This is a genomic window from Nocardia sp. NPDC005978, assembly GCF_040614455.1.
Classification (GTDB): domain Bacteria; phylum Actinomycetota; class Actinomycetes; order Mycobacteriales; family Mycobacteriaceae; genus Nocardia.
The window spans coordinates 24,728-43,469 of sequence record NZ_JBEXUS010000051.1; the positions used below are offsets into that span (position 1 = coordinate 24,728).

The following is an 18,742-nucleotide window of genomic DNA, read 5'->3' on the forward strand; positions in this document are numbered from 1 at the left end:
TCGGTCGGATGATTCTGCCGCGCCGTCCGCTCCGGTACTACGGTCCGGGCCGAGTCGAACCATCGTTCAGACCGCCGCTGACCCTACGAGGGCGGCCACCAGCTGGTCGGCGAATTCGGCTGCGTCGGTCCGCATTCCGTTGTGTGCGCCCGGGAACTCGGTGGCGCGCAGGCCGAGACGCGCGGCCATCTCGTTGGCTGGGCGGCAGGGGAGCGCGGGTCCGGTCTCCCGGCCGACGGCCAGGGTCAAGCGGTCGCGGTGGGTGGTCAGCGCTTCGTAATCCGGTAGGTAGGAGGTGAATTCGCGGAGTTCGTGCTCGATCATGAGTGGGCCGTTGGCGGCCAGGCGGGTCCACATCTCGGCGGCGCGGGGCGGCAGCTCGGCGGCGACCGGGGCGGGTTTCATCGCGTTGCCTATTCCGGCGAGGAACCGGGCGGAGGCGGCGGCGAGCCCTTCGGCGTGGAACAGGGTGACGACCTCGTCGATCATGGCCCGGTGTGCGGCGGCGTCGGGCAGCACCGCGAAGCACGGTGGTTCGTGCGCGACCAGGTGCCGGACTCGATCGGGATGGCGGGCGAGCAGGTCCAGGCCGACGATCGCCCCGGCGCTGCCACCGACGACGAACACCGGATCGCCGGTGAGGTGGGTGATCAGCCGGTGGGCGTCCGCGCTCTGGACCTCGACCCGCTGGGTGACCTGGGGGCCGTCGAGCACGCTGCGGGAGTACCCGCGCGGATCGAGGGAGACCACCGTGAAGTGCTTCTCGAGTACCTCGGCGAGCGGGTCCACGGTGCCGGCGTCTCCGCCGCCGCCGGGCAGGAACAGCAGCAGCGGTCCCGCACCGCGGATTTCGTGGTGGAGCGTCGCGCCGGGGACGCGCAGGGTATCGGATTTCATTGCGGTTTCTCCTGATCGGGCCACCGCGACAGCAGGTGGTGCAGGGCATCGAGAATGCGAGACCACGAGGCGTCGGGCTCGCGTGAATGGTTGAAGCCACCGCCGAGTTCGAGGGTGGCGTAACCGTGAAAAGTGCTGCGCAGCAGGCGACCCGCGTCGATGAACGCATCGCCGTCCAGGTCGTAACCGCGCAGCATCGCGGCGGTCAGCTCGACGTTGCGGACGTAACCGGGTGCGTCCGCAACGTCGGCGAGGTCCATGGGCCCCTGGGTGGCGGCGTAGCGGCCGGGATGCTCGAGCGCGTAGTCGCGATAGGCGTCGGCGAACGCGACGAGCGCGTCGCGCCCCGCCCGGCCCGCGACCGCGGCGCCGATGCGGTCGGCCATCTCCGCGGCCGCCGCCAGCGCGACCCGGACACGCAGATCCTTCAGGTTCCGCACGTGCGCGTACAGGCTCGGGTCCCTGACCCCGAATCGCTTGGCCACCGCCGCCAAGGTCACGTTGTCGAACCCGATCTCGTCCGCGAGTTCGGCGGCCGCCGCGGTGATGCGGTCGGCGGTGAGCCCGGCGCGTGGGGACATCGGAACCTCTTCCTATGGATATTAGGACAAAACCTAAGATACATAGGTTCAGCGACCGTAGCCACCTCGACCCGGTTCCATTCCGCGTCCGCTGCCGTGGAAAGTATGGGCGTTTGCACCCCGCGCGAGTTGCCTACCGTTAGCCCTTTCCACAGGAAGGCAACCTTTCGATGAAACACCGGATCGCATTCGCGTCCACCGCACTCGCAGTCCCGCTCTTCCTCGGCGCGGCCGCCAATGCTCAAGCCGCACCGGCGGTTCCGGCGGACGCGATCGCCGACTCGGGCTCCGCGCTGCTGAACACCGACCTGGCGGCCGAGCTCGGCACCGGCTCGGGCCGACTGGCCCGCGCGCTCTCCGACGCCGGCTCGGGCCGCGCGGCGACCACCGCCGAGATCGCCGGATCGGGCTCGGCCGACCTGGCCTCCACCGGCTCCGGAATCGGCAACGACGTGCTGACCTCCGGCTCGGCCCAGGCGCTCCTGGGCCCGAACAGCGCCTGGTCGAATTTCTGGATGCTGGTCGGCAATTCGGGGTCCGGCAGGGGCTGGCTGCAGGGCGCGGGCTCGTCGGGCTTGCTGCCGCGCGGGTAACCCCTCTGCGCCGTACATGTTCGGCGCCCGGTCCACGCGGCGAGCGCGGACCGGGGCGCCATTGTCGCCCTGGCGCCTCGATTCGCCCGGCCACACGCTCCGGCATCGACATTTCCGGACGGAAAGCCGCTGCGAGCGGGGCGGATCACGGACTCGGGAGTCGGGTGAATCACATACGGGTAGATTGCGTGTATCTGTTGGTTACCCGTAAGTAGGAGGCGACGATGCCCGTGCCGTCACCCGCAGTCTTCGAGCGTTTGCGGACGTTCGCGGCGGTGGACACCACCGAGGACCGCGACACCCGTGCGATCACCGAGGTGTTCACCGGGAACACCCTCGGCAGCGTGCCGGTCGGCAACGCCGATGACGTGACGGCCGCGGTGGGCAAAGCCCGTGCCGCGCAGGCGGAATGGGCGGCACGGCCGGCCAAGGAACGGGCCGCCGTCTTCGAGCGGTACCGGGCGCTGGTGGTGGAGAACCGCGAGTACCTGATGGACGTCGTGCAGGCCGAGACCGGCAAGGCGCGATGGGCCGCTCAGGAAGAGATCATGGGCTTGATCTTCGCGGCCCGGTACTTCGCCCGCGTCGCGCCGGGACTGCTGGACGCGCACAAGGTCGCGGGCGCGTTCCCGCTGCTGAACCGGGCGTCGGTGCGCGCGGTGCCCAAGGGCGTGGTCGGGGTGATCGCACCCTGGAACTACCCGATGCTGCTCTCGATCGGCGATTCGATTCCGGCGCTGCTGGCCGGCAACGGCGTCGTGGTCAAGCCGGACAGCCAGACCCCGTACTCCTCGCTCGCCAATGCCGAACTGCTGGCCCGCGCCGGACTGCCGCGCGATCTGTTCGCCGTGGTGACCGGGCCGGGCACGGTGGTCGGCACGGCCATCGTCGACCAGTGCGACTACCTCATGTTCACCGGTTCCTCCGCGACCGGACGCACCCTGGCCGAACAGTGCGGACGTCGCCTCATCGGCTTCTCCGCCGAGCTGGGCGGCAAGAACCCCATGATCGTGACCGGCGGGGCGAACATCGACAGGGCCGCCAAAGCCGCCGTGCGCGCGTGCTTCTCCAACGCGGGCCAGCTGTGCATCTCGATCGAGCGCCTGTACGTGGACCGCTCGGTCGCGGCGGAATTCACCGAGAAGTTCGTGGCCGCGGTCAAGAACACCACCATCGGCGCCTCGTACGACTTCTCCAACTCGGTCGGCAGCCTCATCTCCGAAGCGCAGCTCGAGACGGTGTCCAAGCATGTGGCCGACGCGGTCTCCAAGGGCGCGAAGGTGCTCGTGGGCGGCAACGCCCGCCCCGACCTCGGCCCGCTGTTCTACGAGCCGACCGTGCTGACCGAGGTCACCGACGCCATGGAGTGCGGCCGCAACGAAACCTTCGGCCCGCTGGTCTCGATCTACCCGGTCGAGAACGTGGAAGAGGCCATCGCGCGCGCCAACGACACCGAATACGGCCTCAACGCCAGCGTCTGGGCGGGCAGCAAGTCCGAGGGCGAGCAGATCGCGGCCCGCATCCACGCGGGCACGGTCAACGTGGACGAGGGGTACGCCCCGGCGTGGGGCAGCACCGGCGCGCCCATGGGCGGCATGGGCATCTCCGGCGTCGGCCGCCGCCACGGTCCCGACGGCCTCCTGAAGTTCACCGAGTCCCAGACCGTGGTGGTGACGCGCTTCCTGAATCTCGATGCGCCGCCGCTGGTTTCGCAGGAGAAGTGGCAGCCGCTGCTGATGGGTATCGCCCGCGCGATCCGGTTCCTGCCCGGCCGCTGACGGTTCCGCGACCGCCCCGCCCGTGCGTAGGCCGGGGCGGTCGAAAGGAACCGGCTTCTCCATGTGTGACAACTCGCCCGCGCGGTCGTCCACGTCATACCCATGCGCTCGCACCGGACGGTGTGGCATGTACCGCACAGCGCGAGCTGGCTACCCCACAGCACTCCATTCTTGCCTAAGGTAAGGCTCCCCTAATTAGAGGAGTGGTGGGCAAGTGATCGAGGGAAACCGCGTCCTGCCGAGTCGCCGTGGCGTACTCGGGGGTCTGGCCGGGGCAGCGGCCTGTGCGGCGTTCGGCTGGACCCCGGCATTCCGGGTACCGGCCGCGCGAGCGGAGGGTGTGACCCCACCGGCATTGCCGGGCGGCGTCGAGGTGTATCGGCAGGCGTACGAGAACTGGTCGGGTGAGGTTTTCATCGACCGGATGTGGACCTGCGCGCCCACGCACGCGGATCAGGTGGTGGCACTGGCGAACTGGGCCCGCGCGCACGGCTGGACCGTGCGCGCCAGTGGTCAGCGGCATAACTGGTCGCCGCTGACCGTGCTGGCGCACGAAGCCGAGCGCGTACTGCTGGTGGACACCACGCGGCATTTCACGCGCGTCACCATCACGCCGGGCACGCCGGCGAGCGTCACCGCGCAGACCGGCGTGCACATGGAAGTACTCATGACCGCACTGGAATCCGCGGGACTCGGCTTCACCGCCACACCCGCGCCGGGCGACATCACCCTGGGTGGCGTGCTGGCCATCGGCGGGCACGGCACCGGCATCCCGGCAGCCGGTGAAACCCGGGCCGCGGGGCACACTTTCGGGTCGATCAGCAATCTCGTCGTGGCGCTCACAGCCGTCGTCTGGGACGAATCCGCGGACAGTTACACCCTGCGCACCTTCGAGCGCGACGATCCGGCGATCGCCCCGCTACTGGTCAATCTGGGTCGCACGTTCCTGATCGAGGCGACACTGCGCACCGGCGAGAACACGCGCCTGCGGTGCCGGAGCCTGACCGACATCGACGTCGACACGCTGTTCGCACCGCCGGCCGCAGCGGGCGAGCAGTCGTTCGGAGCGTGGGTCGAACGCACCGGGCGAGCGGAGGCCATCTGGTTCCCGTACACGAGCACGCCGTGGCTCAAGGTGTGGGAAGTGTGCCCCGAACAGCCCGCCGGCGCGCGAATGGTCAACGGGCCGTTCAACTATCCGTTCTGCGACACCATCCCCGATCCCATCACCGACCTCATGTGCCGCATCGAAGCCGGTGCGTACGGACTCACCCCGGCCATGTGCCGGATGCACATGGACATGGTCGAGATGGGCCTGACCGCCACCGCGTCGCGCGACCTGTGGGGCTGGTCCAAGAACACCCTGTTGTACGTGCGGCCCACGACGCTGAAGGTGACCGCCAACGGCTACGCCATCCTCACGCGGCGTGCGGATGTGCAGCGAGTCGTCAGCGAGTTCTACGCGTACTTCCGCGACGGACTGAACCGATACGCGGCCGAGGGCAGCTATCCGATGAACGGGCCGTTGGAGATTCGGGTGACCGGACTCGACGACCCCGGCGACGCAGGAGTGCCCGGCGCACTCACCCCGGCACTGTCGGCCATTCGGCCCCGCCCCGATCACCCGGAGTGGGAAGTGGCCATCTGGCTCGACATCCTCACCATCCCCGGTACCCCCGGCAGCATCCGCTTCTACCGCGAAACCGAACGGTGGGTCCTGGCCAACTATTCGGGCGACTACGCCCAGGTCCGCCCGGAATGGTCCAAGGGCTGGGGTTACAGCGACACCGGCGCCTGGGCCGATCGCGACGTGCTCGACACGATCGTGCCCGACGCCTATCGCGCCGGTTTGACAGCCGGAAACACCTGGGACACCGCTGTTTCCACCCTGGATCAGCACGACCCCCATCGGGTGTTCGCCAACGGGTTCCTCGCCGGCCTGTTGCACGACTGACCCGAACGCCGCACGTTTGAGACCTCCTCGCCGAGGCATTACGTCGTCACAGAGACGAACTCGACGAGGAGGATCAGATGTCGGGTGCAGGAATGACGGTGCTCATCGTGCTGGTGGTGCTCGCGGTACTGGTCGCCATCGGGTTGGCCGTACGACCGTGGTTGCGGCGCAGGCGATTACAGGATCGATTCGGTCCGGAATACGACCGGGCCGTACAGGAATCGGAGAGCCGCCGAGCTGCCGAACAGGAGCTCACCGAACGCGAGAAGCGGCACAGCCAACTGCAATTGCGCGAACTGAGCGAGGACGAGAAGGCGCGCTACGGCCAGCAGTGGGCGCACGTGCAGGAACAGTTCATCGATGATCCGGTGCGCTCACTCGACAACGCCGATCGACTGCTCGTATCGGTCATGTCCGACCGCGGCTACCCGACCGAGGACTTCCAGCAGCAGCTGGCCGATCTCTCCGTCCGGCACGCCGCGCCGCTCGAGCAATTCCGCACCGCGCACGAAATCGCGGGACGAGCCGCCAGCGGGCAGGCCTCGACCGAGGACATGCGCGCCGCGATCGTGCACTACCGCGAACTTTTCGTCGATGTGCTGGACGGCAATCGCGCCGGTCAGACCGCACCCAACAAGTAAGGCGAGAACCATGAGCATTTTCGAATCCGACCGCGCGAAGAAGGCCAAGGCCGCGGGCATCGACACCGAACAGGCCCCGCGCGAGGCCAAGCGCCAGGAGGCCGAACGCGCCACCGCCGAACAGCACGATCCCGCCCAGGAACGCCTGCGCGAGGACGCGAGTCACGCGCAGCCCGGCGGCGATCGGCCGTTCCCCGACGCCGAGCCCGCGAACACCGTGACCGGCAACGAACTTCGCGACGCGGGGCCGAGCGCGCACCAGCCGGGTTCGGACGCGGCCGCACAGCCCGGCAGCGCGCACCAGCCCACCGCGAGCGGCGTGCACGCGCAGCCGACCGGCGACGTCCAGCCGTCGGGTCCCAGCGCCCACGCTCCCGGCGCGAACAAGGAAGCTGACGCACTCGCGCATCAGCCCGCCGCGCAACACCCGGGCTCGGACCGCAAGCCCGGCGCGGGCGACGCCCATCGTCCCGGCAACGGCGGCAACGCGATCCCCGGCAGCCCGGACGCGGGCAAGCTGCGCGAGCAGTGGCGTGAAGTTCAGACCATGTTCGTGGACGACCCGCGCGACGCGGTGACCCGCGCCGACGACCTCGTCTCCGGCGCCCTGCAGCGCCTCACCGACGGCTACGCCCAGCGCCTGCAGCAGCTCGAAACCCGCTGGTCCAGCGGGGGAGAGGTCGACACCGAAGAACTGCGGCAGGCCCTGCGCGGCTATCGCGACCTGTTCGATCAGCTGCTGACGACCGCATCCGCGGGCGGAGCGACGAACATATAGGACTTCTCCTCGACCCGCCGGCTGATCCGCCAGACACCGGCGACGCGGGTGAAGGAATCCAGATACCAGAGCCCGCACAGCATGAGCCGCTGATGACCGTCCGCACCATCCACCACCATCGGGTTGTGGCACATGGTGCGGGCGGTCGCACTGTCTCCATCGACTCGAATCGAGGAATTGCTCACCAGATGCTGGAACGCGGTGAAATTCGGCATGACGGAGGCCAGAAATTGCTTGGTGGAAGCCAGATCACCGGCGGGACCGCCCATCGCGGTGTAGTCGATATGAGCATCAGCGGTGAAGAGCTCGTCCAGCAGATCCCACTGGTGGGTGTCCACCGCGTGGGAGTAGCGCACCATGACATCCGCTATTTCCAGTCGGTCCGATATCTCCTGCAGGGACAGCATGGGGGCCTCCGAATCGTGCCGTAACTCTTCCGATCGGTGGGCAGCGTACGACGAGGCAGCCCATCGATCTTGTGCTTTGCGAAAGATATAGCCGCAGGGATCGGCGAACTTCGCCGCTTTGCGAGGGCGGCACACCCCGCCGACGCGCCGCCCGAGACGATTCGACTGCGGATTGCAGCCGAGTCGATACCCGCGCGCGAGGGTCGTTGCCGAACTGAAACCTGCAGGCGGCCCCGCATTTTCCGCAGGTGGTGAGAGTATGGGGCTTCTTCCATGCATGGCCGCCCCGTTCACCGAAGGGTGGCTGCGGGGGCCGTGTCCGAGTGAGCGGGGCCGAACATGCGAGCGTCGAAACCGAACAGTTCCACCGTGGGACAACGCCGCGAGACCAAACGCCGCTGGGGACTTTCCCGTCCCGCGGTGGCCACCCTGACCGGCCACACCGACGTGCGGCCGCGCACAACGGATTCCGCGCAATCCGCTGTCGAGCGAATAGCCCGGAGACAACTCGCCGACGCCCGCCGGGCCATCGACCCGGTCCTGCGAGCCGCGGTGGGCGGACTTGCCGAACCGCTGGATCAGATGGCGGGCTATCACTTCGGCTGGTGCGATCCCGAGGGCATCGAGATCACCGACGGAGTGCAGGGCAAAGCACTGCGGCCCGCGCTGACCTTCGCAGCGGCAGCAGCGTGCGGCGGATCGGTCGACGATTCGGTGCATGCCGCAGCGGCAGTGGAACTACTGCACAACTTCTCGCTCGTGCACGATGACGTGATGGACGGAGATCCATTCCGGCATGGGCGCCAGACGATTTGGCGACTGTGGGGCGAAACCAACGCCACGCTGCTCGGCGATGCCATGCAAGCATTGGCTCTCGGTGTGCTGTCGGATGGCGTGCCCGAGCCGGTGACAGCGGAAGCGGTCATTCGATTGGCGCGAGCCACGATGACACTGTGCCGGGGGCAGTACGAGGATTGCGCATTCGCTGAGCGGACCAGTATCAGTGTGGCCGAGTATCTGCAGATGGCATCGGGGAAAACCGGTGCGCTACTGGGGTGCGCTTGTGCGCTCGGAGCACTGTGTGCCGGAGCGGATCATCGCGTCGTATCGGCCATGCATACGTTCGGGTGTGAAATCGGGCTGGTATTCCAGCTGGTCGACGATGTGATCGACATCTGGGGGGATCCCGCGGTGACGGGGAAACCCGCGCACAGCGATCTCATCAGTCGTAAGCAATCGTTCCCGGTGGTCAGTGCCTTGGCCTCGGATACATCGGCCGGGCGTGAGCTTGCTCGGATCTATCAAGCGCGCCAGCCTATTACAGCGGCTCGAGCGGCTCGGGCCGCCGTGCTTGTCGAGGAAGCTGGTGGGCGGCGCGAGACTCTGGAGCGCATCTCGGGAGCGCTCGGGGCCGCGCTGGATGTTTTGCCTACCGATCTCGCCACGGGGGATCTCACGGCCCTGGCGCATCTTGTGGCGCATCGGGATCGGTGAAGTGGACGGGTCAGCGCCGTCCCTGGATTGGATGGCGCCGGCCGGTTTCGGGGGGATCTAGGCGGGGGTGGCGTATGCGTGGCGGGGTAGCGGGGTAGCGGCGCGTTGGGTGGCTGGTTGCGTTGACGGACGACTGGATAACGAGATACCAGCGGGGTGCGGTTGGGACAGTCGGGCTGCGGTTCCAGCCCTCCCGCAGCAAAGCAGCCTGGATAACGGAATACCAGCGCGGCCGGGTTGGGAGCCTCGACGGCGGTACCAGCCCTACCGGGCCGAAAAACGGGATCCACCACCGGCGGGGGTACGAGCAACCGACGAATGGATTACCGCTCACCACAATCACCCTCTAAGGCAGTACCAGCATTCAACGATGACGAGTCTTTGTCTGTCAGTCTCGAGAGGGTTCCCACGGCCATCCAGCCAGGCTGGAACGGCGAACGGGCTCCCCACTGGGGAGCCGAAGTCGGGTACGGCAGGCGAGGTAACCAGCACTGCCGCGTTGTTCTTGCTTGTTCTCCCGGACCCCGCCGGAAGGCGCACGCGCGTGCGGGTCTCGGCTACGTCGGCCACTGGAGTGAACACCGCTGCCGCTCTTGGGGTGTGGCTTTGGGGTTCGGGTTTCGGCTGTAGGGCAGCGCTCTAGCAGAGTCGCCGCGCCGGGATACCCGGGATCCCCGGGATCCCCGAGGGACCGCGCACTTGCGGGTGATGACGGAAGTTCACGCGCGGTCTGCGAGCGGGGTCGATATGCGGTGGGGGTATCCACCCGGTCTTGCCCGGATGCTCCGAATCATCAGGCATGACGATCGTTTTCCAGCCGTTCGGGCCAGAGTTGATCTGTGCGTGGCAAGCATCGCACGCGAACGTCAGATTCTCGATGTCCGTTACGCCGCCATCAGCCCATTCCTTGATGTGATGGACCGCCGAGCGGGTCGCTGGGGCGTCACACCCAGGGCGCGTGCAGCCTCTTTCGACAGCGGTGAGCGCGAGCCGCTGTTCGGGGGTGGCGAGGCGTTCCCCGCGGGCGAAGTGCAGCGGTCGACCGTTCGCGTCGATGATGACCAGATACGGGGTCGCGTTGGCCGCCAGCTCAACCGCCTGGGCGATCGAGAGGGTGCCGCCGGTGGCGGTGGTCGCCATACCGGTGCGCTGCTCGAGATCGGTGATACTCATCGTGATCACCGTGGAAACCGGCAGACCACGATGGTTCCCGAGCCGGGTCGGCCCCATGTCCGGGCGCAGGAACGCGATCACCGCGTCATGGTTACGTTGAGCAGCAGTGCGATGATCCCGCTTGGCAGCAGCTTCGAGCACCGCCCGCGCAGCAGCCACCGGGCTCTCATCGGAAACGTCACTGTCCTGGTCGCCGGTGTCGGTTGCGGTGTCGATTCCGAGTTCGGCGGTGGTGTGCGGGCTCTCGGGGTCATCGGGGTTACACATGCCGGGCCGGGCGAGCTTCTCGAGCACCGGCGTGAACACGGCTTGGAATTGCGGGGTCACCCACCCCGACACCGGAGCCATCCCATCAGCACGCGCATGCCCGATCGTGAACCCCCGCCGCGCCTGCTGATCACGATCCCGGGTCAAGGACCCATCAGGATCGGTGTACTGCAAGATCCGCACCCCGAGCGTGGTGATGCCCTTCGGATCACCTTCACGCGCGAACGCCGTCAGCTGTTCCTCGGCGAAATCCACCGCCTTGGCACCCGCCGCGGCGGGGATCTGCTTGATCACCTCGTGAATCGCCCGAATGTGGTCGGTGGAAATCTCACCCGCCCGCTGCGCCCGCGCCACCAACGCCAACACCGGCGGGCGCGTGAACGTGCCCTCGGACACCGCCGACAACAATTCGGTATTCCGCACCCGCGCGGCGGCTTCACCGGGTGAAAGCCGCAGTGTCTCTTGCAGAAACCGGACCGGGCTCTTCACCCCCGCCCGAACAGGCAACCCCCGCGTCACCGCTTCGAGCACGAGATGCTGCTTCATCGCATCGAGTTTGCGCGTGATGGCTTCGATGTCCTGCATAACCTCGATGAGCTCATCATCGACCACCGAAAACAAGGGCGATTCGAGCAAGGATTCCACTGCGGCATCGAGTGCGTGTGCACCCTGCGCGATAGCGGTCATCCCTCCCGAATTCATACCCCTATTCTACTCCTCAATAGCAGGCAGCAATAGCCCAATTCCATTGTGATACAACAATATTCAGACCCACGGGCGATTCAAACCGCACATCGAATTGTCTCTATCCGTGCACACGCACCCCACCCACGAAGGTCTGCGTGACATTGGTACTCGCGATTTCCTCGGCCCCACCTTGGAACGGATTCCGATCCAGCACCACCACGTCCGCGAGCGCGCCCGCACGCAGTACCCCGGTATCCGGGCTGCGCAGCACGTACGCCGAGCCAGCCGTGTACGCCGCGAGCGCGGTCATGAGATCCAGACGCTGATCCGGCAGCAGCGGCGGCAGACTCGAACCCGGCGTCACCCGATTCACGGCCACGTGAATGCCCTCGATCGGGTCCGGCGAACTCACCGGCCAGTCGCTGCCACACGCCAGCGTGGCTCCCGCGCGAGCGAGGTCACCGAACAGATACTGCCGTTGGGCGGCGTCGCCGCCGAAGAACGGCAGCGTCAGCTCGTCCAGCTGGGGTTCGTGTGCGGCCCACTGCGGTTGCAGGTTCGCGACCGCGCCCAGGGGCTGGAAGCGCGCGATGTCGGCGGCGTGCAGCGCTTGCAGGTGAGCCAGGTGGTGCCGGTTGCCGCGTGGTCCGTTGGCGGCGCGCGCGGCCTCGAGCGCGTCGAGCACCTCGCGTACCGCGCGGTCGCCCAGTGCGTGGAAGTGGACCTGGAAGTCGAGTGCGTCCAGCTCGGTCACGTACTCGCGCAGTGCGATCGGATCGACGAAGCTGATGCCGGCATTGCCGGTGCAGCAGCCCCTGTGGTCCTTGTACGGCTCGGTCATGGCGGCGGTGTAGTTCTCCGCGATGCCATCCTGCATGATCTTGACGGTGTCGAGCCGGAAGCGGTCGGCGGCGAATCGCTTGCGGCGCAGCAGCATATCGGGAATCTGGTCGGTGCCGCGTTCGCGGTCCCACCATTGCGCCCCGCTCACGCGGGCGGTGAGCAGGCCGCGCTCGGCGGCGTCGAGGTAGGCGGGTGCGCAATCGAAGGACGTGCCGTCCACACTGACTATGGCTTCCTGCCACGCCGTGATCCCGAGGGCGTGCAGCACCCGCTGGGCGCGCAGGATTCCGTCGATCCGTTCGGCGTGGGTGATGGGCGGGAGCACTTTCTCCAGCAGGGTCATCGCACCCTCCTGGAGCATTCCCGAAGGCGCGCCGCCGGATTCGCGCTCGATCCGGCCGTCGGCGGGGTCGGGGGTGTCGGCGGTGATGCCCGCACGCTCGAGTGCCCTGGTGTTCGCCCACGCGCCATGGTGGTCGCGATTGACCAGGTACACCGGGCGGTCGGGGACTACCGCGTCGAGCAGATCCCGGGTCGGCAGGCCGCCGGGGAAACTTTCCAGGGACCAGCCGCTGCCGGTGATCCACTCCCGGCGCGGATTCGCCTCGGCGTAGGCCGCGACCCGGCGCAAGTATTCGCCGACCTCGACGGTGCCGGTCAGATCGCAGGCGCCCAACTCCAGGCCGGCCGCCGCCGCGTGGATGTGCGCGTCGTGGAATCCGGGGAGCAGCGCTCCGCCGTTCAGATCGACGACTTCGGTTGCCGGGCCGATGAATTCGCGCACCTCGTGATTACCGACCGCGCTGATCCGCGTGCCGGTGACGGCCAGCGCCGTCGCGGTCGCGCGGGCGGCGTCCATGGTGAGCACGGTGCCGCCGAGGAACACCAGATCGGCATGGCTCATACCTCGACTCCTGACTGCGTTGCCGGTTGCTTCGGGCGCACGGGGGCGCTCCTCGTACCGATCCATGATCCAGGGGCCGGGCCGGCACGGCCGTTCGGGGCCGTGCGCGGTCAGGACTTTCCGCGGGCGAGCAGGGCGAGCAGCAGCTCGGCGCGGACGCGGGCGCTGTCCAGGTTGCAGCCCAGGACGTCGGCGGCGGTGGCGACGCGTTTGCGCAGGGTGTGGCGGTGCACGCCGAGGTCGGCTGCGGCCGATTCCCAATGCCCGTTGGCCTCGAGGTAGGCGCGCAGGGACTCGACCAGGTCGGTGCCGTGGCTGGCGTCGTGGTCGGCGAGCGGGGCCAGGACCGTGCGGGCCATCGTGTCCAGGACGCGGCGGGTGGCGTCGAAGGACAGCAGGGAGCGGCCGGTCAGGGCGCCGAACTCGGCGGGTGCGCCACCGCGTTCAGCGGCGGAGGCGGCCAGTTCGGCGGCCTCGGCGGCGGCCACGAGTTCGTCGAGGGGGTGTTCACCGCTCAGGCCGTAGCGCACGGTGCTGCCGGGGGCCAGGTCGGCGGCGAGTTCCCGGGCGAAGGCCACCGCGGCCACCCCGGGCAGGGCGAGCAGCACCCGGCGATCGCGCACGTGCAAGAACAGGGGGTGCCCGCCGCGCACGGCCATGGTTTCGGCGGTGGCGCGCACGTCTTCGACCGCCTCCGCGGACTCGCAGTCGGCGGCGAGCACACGGATTCGCCCGGCAGCGTCGGCGGCCTGGGCGAGTTGTGTCCAGGCCGGCGCGAGATCGGTTTCGGTGCTGAGCAGCAGGCCCAGCACGGTGCTGTTGAGGCGGTGCTGCGCCTCCCACAGCCGGGCCGGCTTCTCGAATGCCAAGGACAGCAACGAATTAGCGTGACCGAGCAGGATCTGTTCGGCGGGGCCGAGCGGGCCGGAGCCGACCACCACCAGGTCGCCGTGCGCGCGACCGCCGACGCCGATGCGCTGATGGGTGACGCCATTGCCGGGCCTGTCGGCGCGACTGTCCGCCGTGGCGGCCGACTCCGTGGCCAGGGCCTCGCGCACGGTTTCGAGCAGTGCCTCATCGGGTGCGTCGGGGTGTGCGGCGGTCACGCGACCGGCCGAGTCCAGCACCAGCACGGTCGCGCGCAGGGAGGTGGCGAGTTCGCGCACGATGGCCCGCGCGCCCGAGCGCACCAGGGCCCGGGTCATGCGGGGCTGGGCGCGGGCTGCACGCTGGACGGCGTCGGCCTGGATTTGCGCGGCGCGATCGGCGACGCGTTTGACGATGACGGCGAACGGGGTCGGCAGGGGTACCTCGAACAGCGGCAAGCCGAGCTCGTCGGCGGCGGCCACCAGATCGACCGGTACCTCCGGATGCGAGACGCCGATGCCGAAACCGACTGCGGCGACGCCTCTTCGGTGCAGGCCGCGGAGATAGTCCGCGCGGGCGGCGGGTGCGTGCGGCAGTCTCGTACCGGTGGTGAGGACCAGTTCACCGCCGGAGAGCCAGCGGAAGGGGTCTTCGAGTTCGGTGGTGATGACCAGGTCGATCGTGCGTGCGACGCCCGCCGCACCGCCGCGAAGCGGTATCGACAGATCGGGTTGCGCGAGGATCCAACTGACCGGAACCGACACGTTTTCGAGTGTACAAAACGGTGATGGCGCGCCGACTAGATCGACAATCAGGCGCAGTCGGGCCGGTGTGTCACCCGCGTTCGAGGGGCTGACCAGGGCGGGAGAAAGCGTTGCGGAGCGGCGGCGGGGTGTTCCCGGACGGTTCGCCGGCGGCCGTGGCGGGGGCGGCGAGTCGTCCACGATTTACATGTAACCGTCGGTTACACATACTTCGAATCTCTGGAAATACTGCGGGGGTGTGCCCGGACGAGGGGCGAATCGAGTTTCAGCATACCCCCGTGCGCCCTGACGCCGACAACCCACCCCTCAATTCGGGAAACCGGGGGTTTTCGTAGATACCTGGTCGGTTTCTTAGGGAGCTTGAATAGAAATTTTCGGCCTGCCAAACTTAGGGTCCGTTCGGTTCGAGTTCGGCAGGCCAGAGATGACATCACCTTCACGTCGCAGCTTCCTGATCGGCGGCGCCGCCGCCGGATCCACCGGTCTCGCCCTCGGATCCTGGGCGCTGCGCGAATCGCCACCCGGTCACGCCGGAGTTCCCGGCACGGGTCCGGCGCAGCGGCACGACGGCGGGCACCACGGCGGCGGAGCGAGCGGGGCCACCTTCCGCAAGGACGCGGTGGTCGACCACGAGCGGAACGGGTTCAACCCCACCGAGACTCTGCGCGACTTCGATTACGGGCGGACCTCCGCGCTGCCCGGCGGGCGGACCCTGCGCGAATGGGACGTGTACGCCGCCGACGAGGAGATCGAAGTCGCTCCGGGCGTTCGCTTTCCGGCCTGGACGCTGAACTCGCGGATTCCGGGCCCCACCCTGCGCTGCCGGGAAGGCGAATTGCTGCGGGTGCATTTCACCAACGGTTCCGCGCATCCGCACACCCTGCACTTTCACGGCATCCACCCCGCGGAGATGGACGGGGTGCCCGGGATCGGGCGCGGGATCATCGAACCGGGGGAGCGATTCACCTACGAGTTCGACGCCACCCCGTTCGGGCTGCACCTGTTCCACTGCCACGTCGGACCGCTCGCCGAGCACATCGCGCGCGGCATGTACGGGACCTTCATCGTCGATCCGCCGCAACCGCGGCCGCCCGCGGACGAACTGGTGATGGTCATGCACGGGTACAACACGACCTTCGACGGCGAGGGCAATCAGCTGTACGCGGTCAACGGGATTCCGTTCCACTACATGGTCGAACCGGTCCGGGTGCGGCGGAATCAACTGGTGCGCATCTACCTGGTCAACGTGCTCGAGTACGACCCGATCAACAGTTTCCACGTGCACGGCAACTTCTTCGAGTACTTCCCGACCGGAACCCGGCTGCAGCCAACGGAATTCACCGACACCATCGTGCAGGGGCAGGGTCAGCGCGGGATCTGCGAGCTGCGCTTCCCGCACAACGGGCAGTACATGTTCCACGCCCACAAGACCGAGTTCGCCGATCTGGGGTGGATGGGTCTGTTCGAGGTCTCGGAGTAGGTCATGAGCAATCTCGTTCCCACCGGAAAGCCCTGGGCGCTCGCGGTGTTCGCCGTCATCGTGGTGGGCGCGGCGCTGACAGCGCTCGCGCTGCTGGGCGGGCGTTCGCTGCCCGAGCGCACCGGTCCGCCGGTCGAACAACTCGCCGTGGAGCGCGCCGTGCTCGAGCCCGGGGTGATCGAACTGCGGGTGCGCAACACCGGCGCGGATCCGGTCTCGATCGGCCAGATCTTCGTCAACGACGGGTACGTGGATTTCACCGGCGCGCGCGAACCGATCGCCCGATTGGGTTCGGAGACAATGCGACTCACCTACCCCTGGCAGGACGGCCAGCCGTACACCGTCTCGATGCTCACCTCGACCGGCCTGGTCATCGAGCACACCATCGACGCGGCGGTGACGACACCGCGGGCGACCGCGTCGTTCTACGGGCTCATGGCGCTGCTGGGCACCTACGTCGGGATCATTCCCGTGGTGCTGGGCATGCTGTTCTTGCCGTTCATGCGCGCCGCGGGCGGGCGGGTCGTGCGCGTGCTGCTGGCGGTGACGGTGGGCCTGCTCGCCTTCCTGGCCTGGGAGGGCACCGCGGAGGGGTTCGACCTGGCGGGGGAGTCCGGCGGTGCGTTCGGGGGCGCGGCGCTGGTGGTGCTGGGCGCGGGACTGGCGTTTCTGGCGCTCACCGCCGTGGATCAGTGGCTGCGCGCGAAACGCGCCACGATGACCTCCGGCGCGCCGGCCGACAGCGGGTTGCGGTTGGCGCTCATGATCGCCATCGGCATCGGGCTGCACAATCTGGGTGAGGGCCTGGCGATCGGATCCGCTTACGCCATAGGCGAATTGGCGCTAGGCGCGTTCCTGGTCATCGGCTTCACGATCCAGAACACCACCGAGGGCCTGGCCGTGGTCTCCCCGCTCACCGACAAGCGCCCGCCGATCCCGACCCTGCTGGGCCTGGGCCTGATCGCCGGGGTACCGGCGATCGCGGGCGCGGTCATCGGCGCGACGGTACGCAATGCGGAGTTGTCCGCGTTCCTGCTCGGTGTCGGCGTCGGCGCGATCCTGCAGGTCATCGTGCAGATCGCGCCCGGCCTGCGCGAAAAGACCACCGGGCGAATGGATACCGCGACCCTGACGGGCATCGGGGCCGGGGTGCTGGTCATGTACGCCACCGGGCTGCTGGTGACCGCGTGAGCGGGCCGGTGGTACCCGGCGGCGCGCCGGACACGGATTCCCCGGGCTGCACCGCGTGCACCCGGCGCACGGTCCTGGCCGGCGCGGGCCTCGCCGCGGTGGCCCTGGCCACCGGCTGCGGATCCGGCCGAGCCCAGCAGGGCCCGGTCCGAGTCCCCGTCACCGACATCCCGGTCGGCGGCGGGCTGATCCTGGCCGCGCATCGCCTGGTCGTCACCCAGCCGGTCGCCGGGACCTTCCACGCGTTCTCCGCGGTCTGCCCGCACCAGGGCTGCTCGGTGAGCGAGATCAGCGACGGTCTGATCCAGTGCGTCTGCCACGGCAGCCGTTTCGGCATCGATGATGGCGCGCCGCTCCACGGGCCTGCGCGGGAACCGCTGTCCAGGCGAACGACAACGCTCGCCGACGGTCAACTCGTCATCGACTAGCCGGCTCGGATCGGACGTGTTGCGACCTTCGGTGGGCGACCCGGCCATCAGCGCGCGAACCACGCTCTAGTTCGCGCGCCGGACTCGCGGTTCCGGTCAGGCGGTGTGGCGGTACACCGCCACGACGGGGATGTCCCGGGTGGTCTTGACCCTGTAGTCGGCGAACTGGGGCATGAGCTCGACCATGCGGGCGTAGAGCTCGTCGCTTTCGGGGGCGGTGACGAACTCCGCCTTCGCCGCGTAGGTTTCGGTCCCGACCTCCACCGTGAGGCGCTGGTCGGCACGCAGGTTGTAGAACCAGGCGGGATTCTTGTCGGCGCCGCCGTTGGAGGCGATCAGGATGATCCGATCGCCGTCGGGGACGTAGACCAGGGGGTTGGTGACGGCCCGTCCGGACTTCGCGCCGGTGGTGGTGATCAGGACCATGTTGGTGCGGCCTTCGAAGGGACCGCCCACCTTTCCGCCGTTGGCGCGGAATTCCTCGATCACGTTCTCGTTGAAGCTGCTCATCTCGGCCCGTCCTGTCGCGGTGTCTCGCGGTCGGCAACCGGGGCGGCGCGGCGAAAATTCCGGGGCGGCGCTACTCGAATCCGTGGGCCTGCGCGACCAGGTCGAAGAAGACCCAGACCCCGCCGCGGTCGTACGATTCGGGCGCTTCCGAACCACCCAGGAACGGATAGGGCGTCGCGATGTAGACCTCGTTCTCGGCGAGCGGGCCGAGCCGCTTGCGAATGGCGGCGACATGGTCCGGTTGCAGGACGTAGGTGATGAAGTCCGGCTCGAAGAGCACGCGGTCGACGAAACCCCCGATGTCGGAATAGGTTCCGAGCGCCTTGGTGCCCGCGCTGTAGGGGTCGAGCACCCCGTACTCCCCGGTCCGGGTGCTCATGAGAAACGCGTGCCCGAGATCGGAGTATCCGACGACGCGGTCGTACCGCGGGAAGAGTTCGGCCCAGCCCGGCATGACCTGCTCGAACGGGAAGGGGCCGACCAATTTGAAGGGCACGCTAGTCAC

17 protein-coding genes are annotated in these 18,742 nt (G+C 68.3%); 9 read left to right on the forward strand and 8 right to left on the reverse strand.

What is annotated here, in order from left to right:
* Positions 1-66 precede the first annotated feature (66 nt).
* Together ABZ319_RS22825 and ABZ319_RS22830 are read right to left on the reverse strand one after the other, a co-directional pair.
* Entirely contained in the window at positions 67-897 is an 831-nt protein-coding gene (locus ABZ319_RS22825) for an alpha/beta hydrolase (RefSeq protein ID WP_354988480.1), read from the reverse strand.
* A complete protein-coding gene (locus tag ABZ319_RS22830) occupies positions 894-1,478 on the reverse strand; it encodes a TetR/AcrR family transcriptional regulator (RefSeq protein ID WP_354988481.1) in 585 nt (194 codons plus the stop codon). The genes ABZ319_RS22825 and ABZ319_RS22830 overlap by 4 nt, the downstream gene beginning before the upstream one ends.
* Before the next feature lie 170 nt (positions 1,479-1,648).
* On the opposite strand from ABZ319_RS22830, the gene ABZ319_RS22835 reads away from it, so the two are divergent.
* The 5 genes from ABZ319_RS22835 to ABZ319_RS22855 all read left to right on the forward strand — a co-directional run bounded on the left by ABZ319_RS22835 (position 1,649) and on the right by ABZ319_RS22855 (position 7,222).
* Complete coding sequence (locus tag ABZ319_RS22835; protein WP_354988482.1) at positions 1,649-2,071, forward strand: hypothetical protein; 423 nt, start codon at positions 1,649-1,651, stop codon at positions 2,069-2,071.
* A gap of 224 nt (positions 2,072-2,295) precedes the next feature.
* Entirely contained in the window at positions 2,296-3,849 is a 1,554-nt protein-coding gene (locus ABZ319_RS22840; protein ID WP_354988483.1) for a succinic semialdehyde dehydrogenase, read from the forward strand.
* 214 nt (positions 3,850-4,063) lie between these two features.
* Positions 4,064-5,803 (forward strand): cholesterol oxidase substrate-binding domain-containing protein, encoded by a 1,740-nt coding sequence (locus tag ABZ319_RS22845; RefSeq protein WP_354988484.1) that lies wholly within the window; start codon positions 4,064-4,066, stop codon positions 5,801-5,803.
* Between the two features lie 77 nt (positions 5,804-5,880).
* Positions 5,881-6,444 (forward strand): hypothetical protein, encoded by a 564-nt coding sequence (locus ABZ319_RS22850; protein ID WP_354988485.1) that lies wholly within the window; start codon positions 5,881-5,883, stop codon positions 6,442-6,444.
* A gap of 10 nt (positions 6,445-6,454) precedes the next feature.
* Entirely contained in the window at positions 6,455-7,222 is a 768-nt protein-coding gene (locus ABZ319_RS22855; protein ID WP_354988486.1) for a hypothetical protein, read from the forward strand.
* Here the strand turns inward: ABZ319_RS22855 and ABZ319_RS22860 are convergent.
* Positions 7,177-7,629: a nuclear transport factor 2 family protein gene (locus ABZ319_RS22860; protein WP_354988487.1), complete on the reverse strand. Its 453-nt coding sequence runs from the start codon at positions 7,627-7,629 to the stop codon at positions 7,177-7,179. The genes ABZ319_RS22855 and ABZ319_RS22860 overlap by 46 nt on opposite strands.
* A 420-nt stretch (positions 7,630-8,049) precedes the next feature.
* On the opposite strand from ABZ319_RS22860, the gene ABZ319_RS22865 reads away from it, so the two are divergent.
* Entirely contained in the window at positions 8,050-9,123 is a 1,074-nt protein-coding gene (locus tag ABZ319_RS22865; protein WP_354988488.1) for a polyprenyl synthetase family protein, read from the forward strand.
* A 639-nt stretch (positions 9,124-9,762) separates the two neighbouring features.
* On the opposite strand, the gene ABZ319_RS22870 is transcribed toward ABZ319_RS22865, so the two are convergent.
* The 3 genes from ABZ319_RS22870 to ABZ319_RS22880 form a co-directional block, all read right to left on the reverse strand.
* Positions 9,763-11,265, reverse strand: coding sequence for a DUF222 domain-containing protein (locus ABZ319_RS22870; RefSeq protein WP_354988489.1), 1,503 nt, complete (start codon positions 11,263-11,265; stop codon positions 9,763-9,765).
* Between the two features lie 103 nt (positions 11,266-11,368).
* On the reverse strand, positions 11,369-12,997 hold the full coding sequence (locus ABZ319_RS22875; RefSeq protein WP_354988490.1) for an amidohydrolase: 1,629 nt from the start codon (positions 12,995-12,997) through the stop codon (positions 11,369-11,371).
* A 110-nt stretch (positions 12,998-13,107) separates the two neighbouring features.
* Positions 13,108-14,628 (reverse strand): PucR family transcriptional regulator ligand-binding domain-containing protein, encoded by a 1,521-nt coding sequence (locus tag ABZ319_RS22880; protein WP_354988491.1) that lies wholly within the window; start codon positions 14,626-14,628, stop codon positions 13,108-13,110.
* 424 nt (positions 14,629-15,052) lie between these two features.
* Here ABZ319_RS22880 and ABZ319_RS22885 point away from each other — a divergent pair, with 424 nt between their 5' ends.
* The 3 genes from ABZ319_RS22885 to ABZ319_RS22895 are packed head-to-tail and all read left to right on the forward strand — an operon-like array spanning position 15,053 to position 17,727.
* Positions 15,053-16,108 (forward strand): multicopper oxidase domain-containing protein, encoded by a 1,056-nt coding sequence (locus tag ABZ319_RS22885; protein ID WP_354988492.1) that lies wholly within the window; start codon positions 15,053-15,055, stop codon positions 16,106-16,108.
* A 3-nt stretch (positions 16,109-16,111) separates the two neighbouring features.
* On the forward strand, positions 16,112-17,299 hold the full coding sequence (locus ABZ319_RS22890; protein ID WP_354988493.1) for a ZIP family metal transporter: 1,188 nt from the start codon (positions 16,112-16,114) through the stop codon (positions 17,297-17,299).
* Entirely contained in the window at positions 17,296-17,727 is a 432-nt protein-coding gene (locus ABZ319_RS22895) for a Rieske (2Fe-2S) protein (RefSeq protein WP_354988494.1), read from the forward strand. The genes ABZ319_RS22890 and ABZ319_RS22895 overlap by 4 nt, the downstream gene beginning before the upstream one ends.
* A gap of 96 nt (positions 17,728-17,823) precedes the next feature.
* On the opposite strand, the gene ABZ319_RS22900 is transcribed toward ABZ319_RS22895, so the two are convergent.
* Positions 17,824-18,237, reverse strand: a complete 414-nt coding sequence (locus ABZ319_RS22900; protein ID WP_354988495.1) for a nitroreductase family deazaflavin-dependent oxidoreductase — start codon at positions 18,235-18,237, stop codon at positions 17,824-17,826.
* A gap of 70 nt (positions 18,238-18,307) precedes the next feature.
* Positions 18,308-18,742 carry a T6SS immunity protein Tdi1 domain-containing protein gene (locus tag ABZ319_RS22905; protein WP_354988496.1) on the reverse strand — a complete coding sequence of 145 codons (435 nt, stop codon included), beginning with the start codon at positions 18,740-18,742 and terminating at the stop codon, positions 18,308-18,310.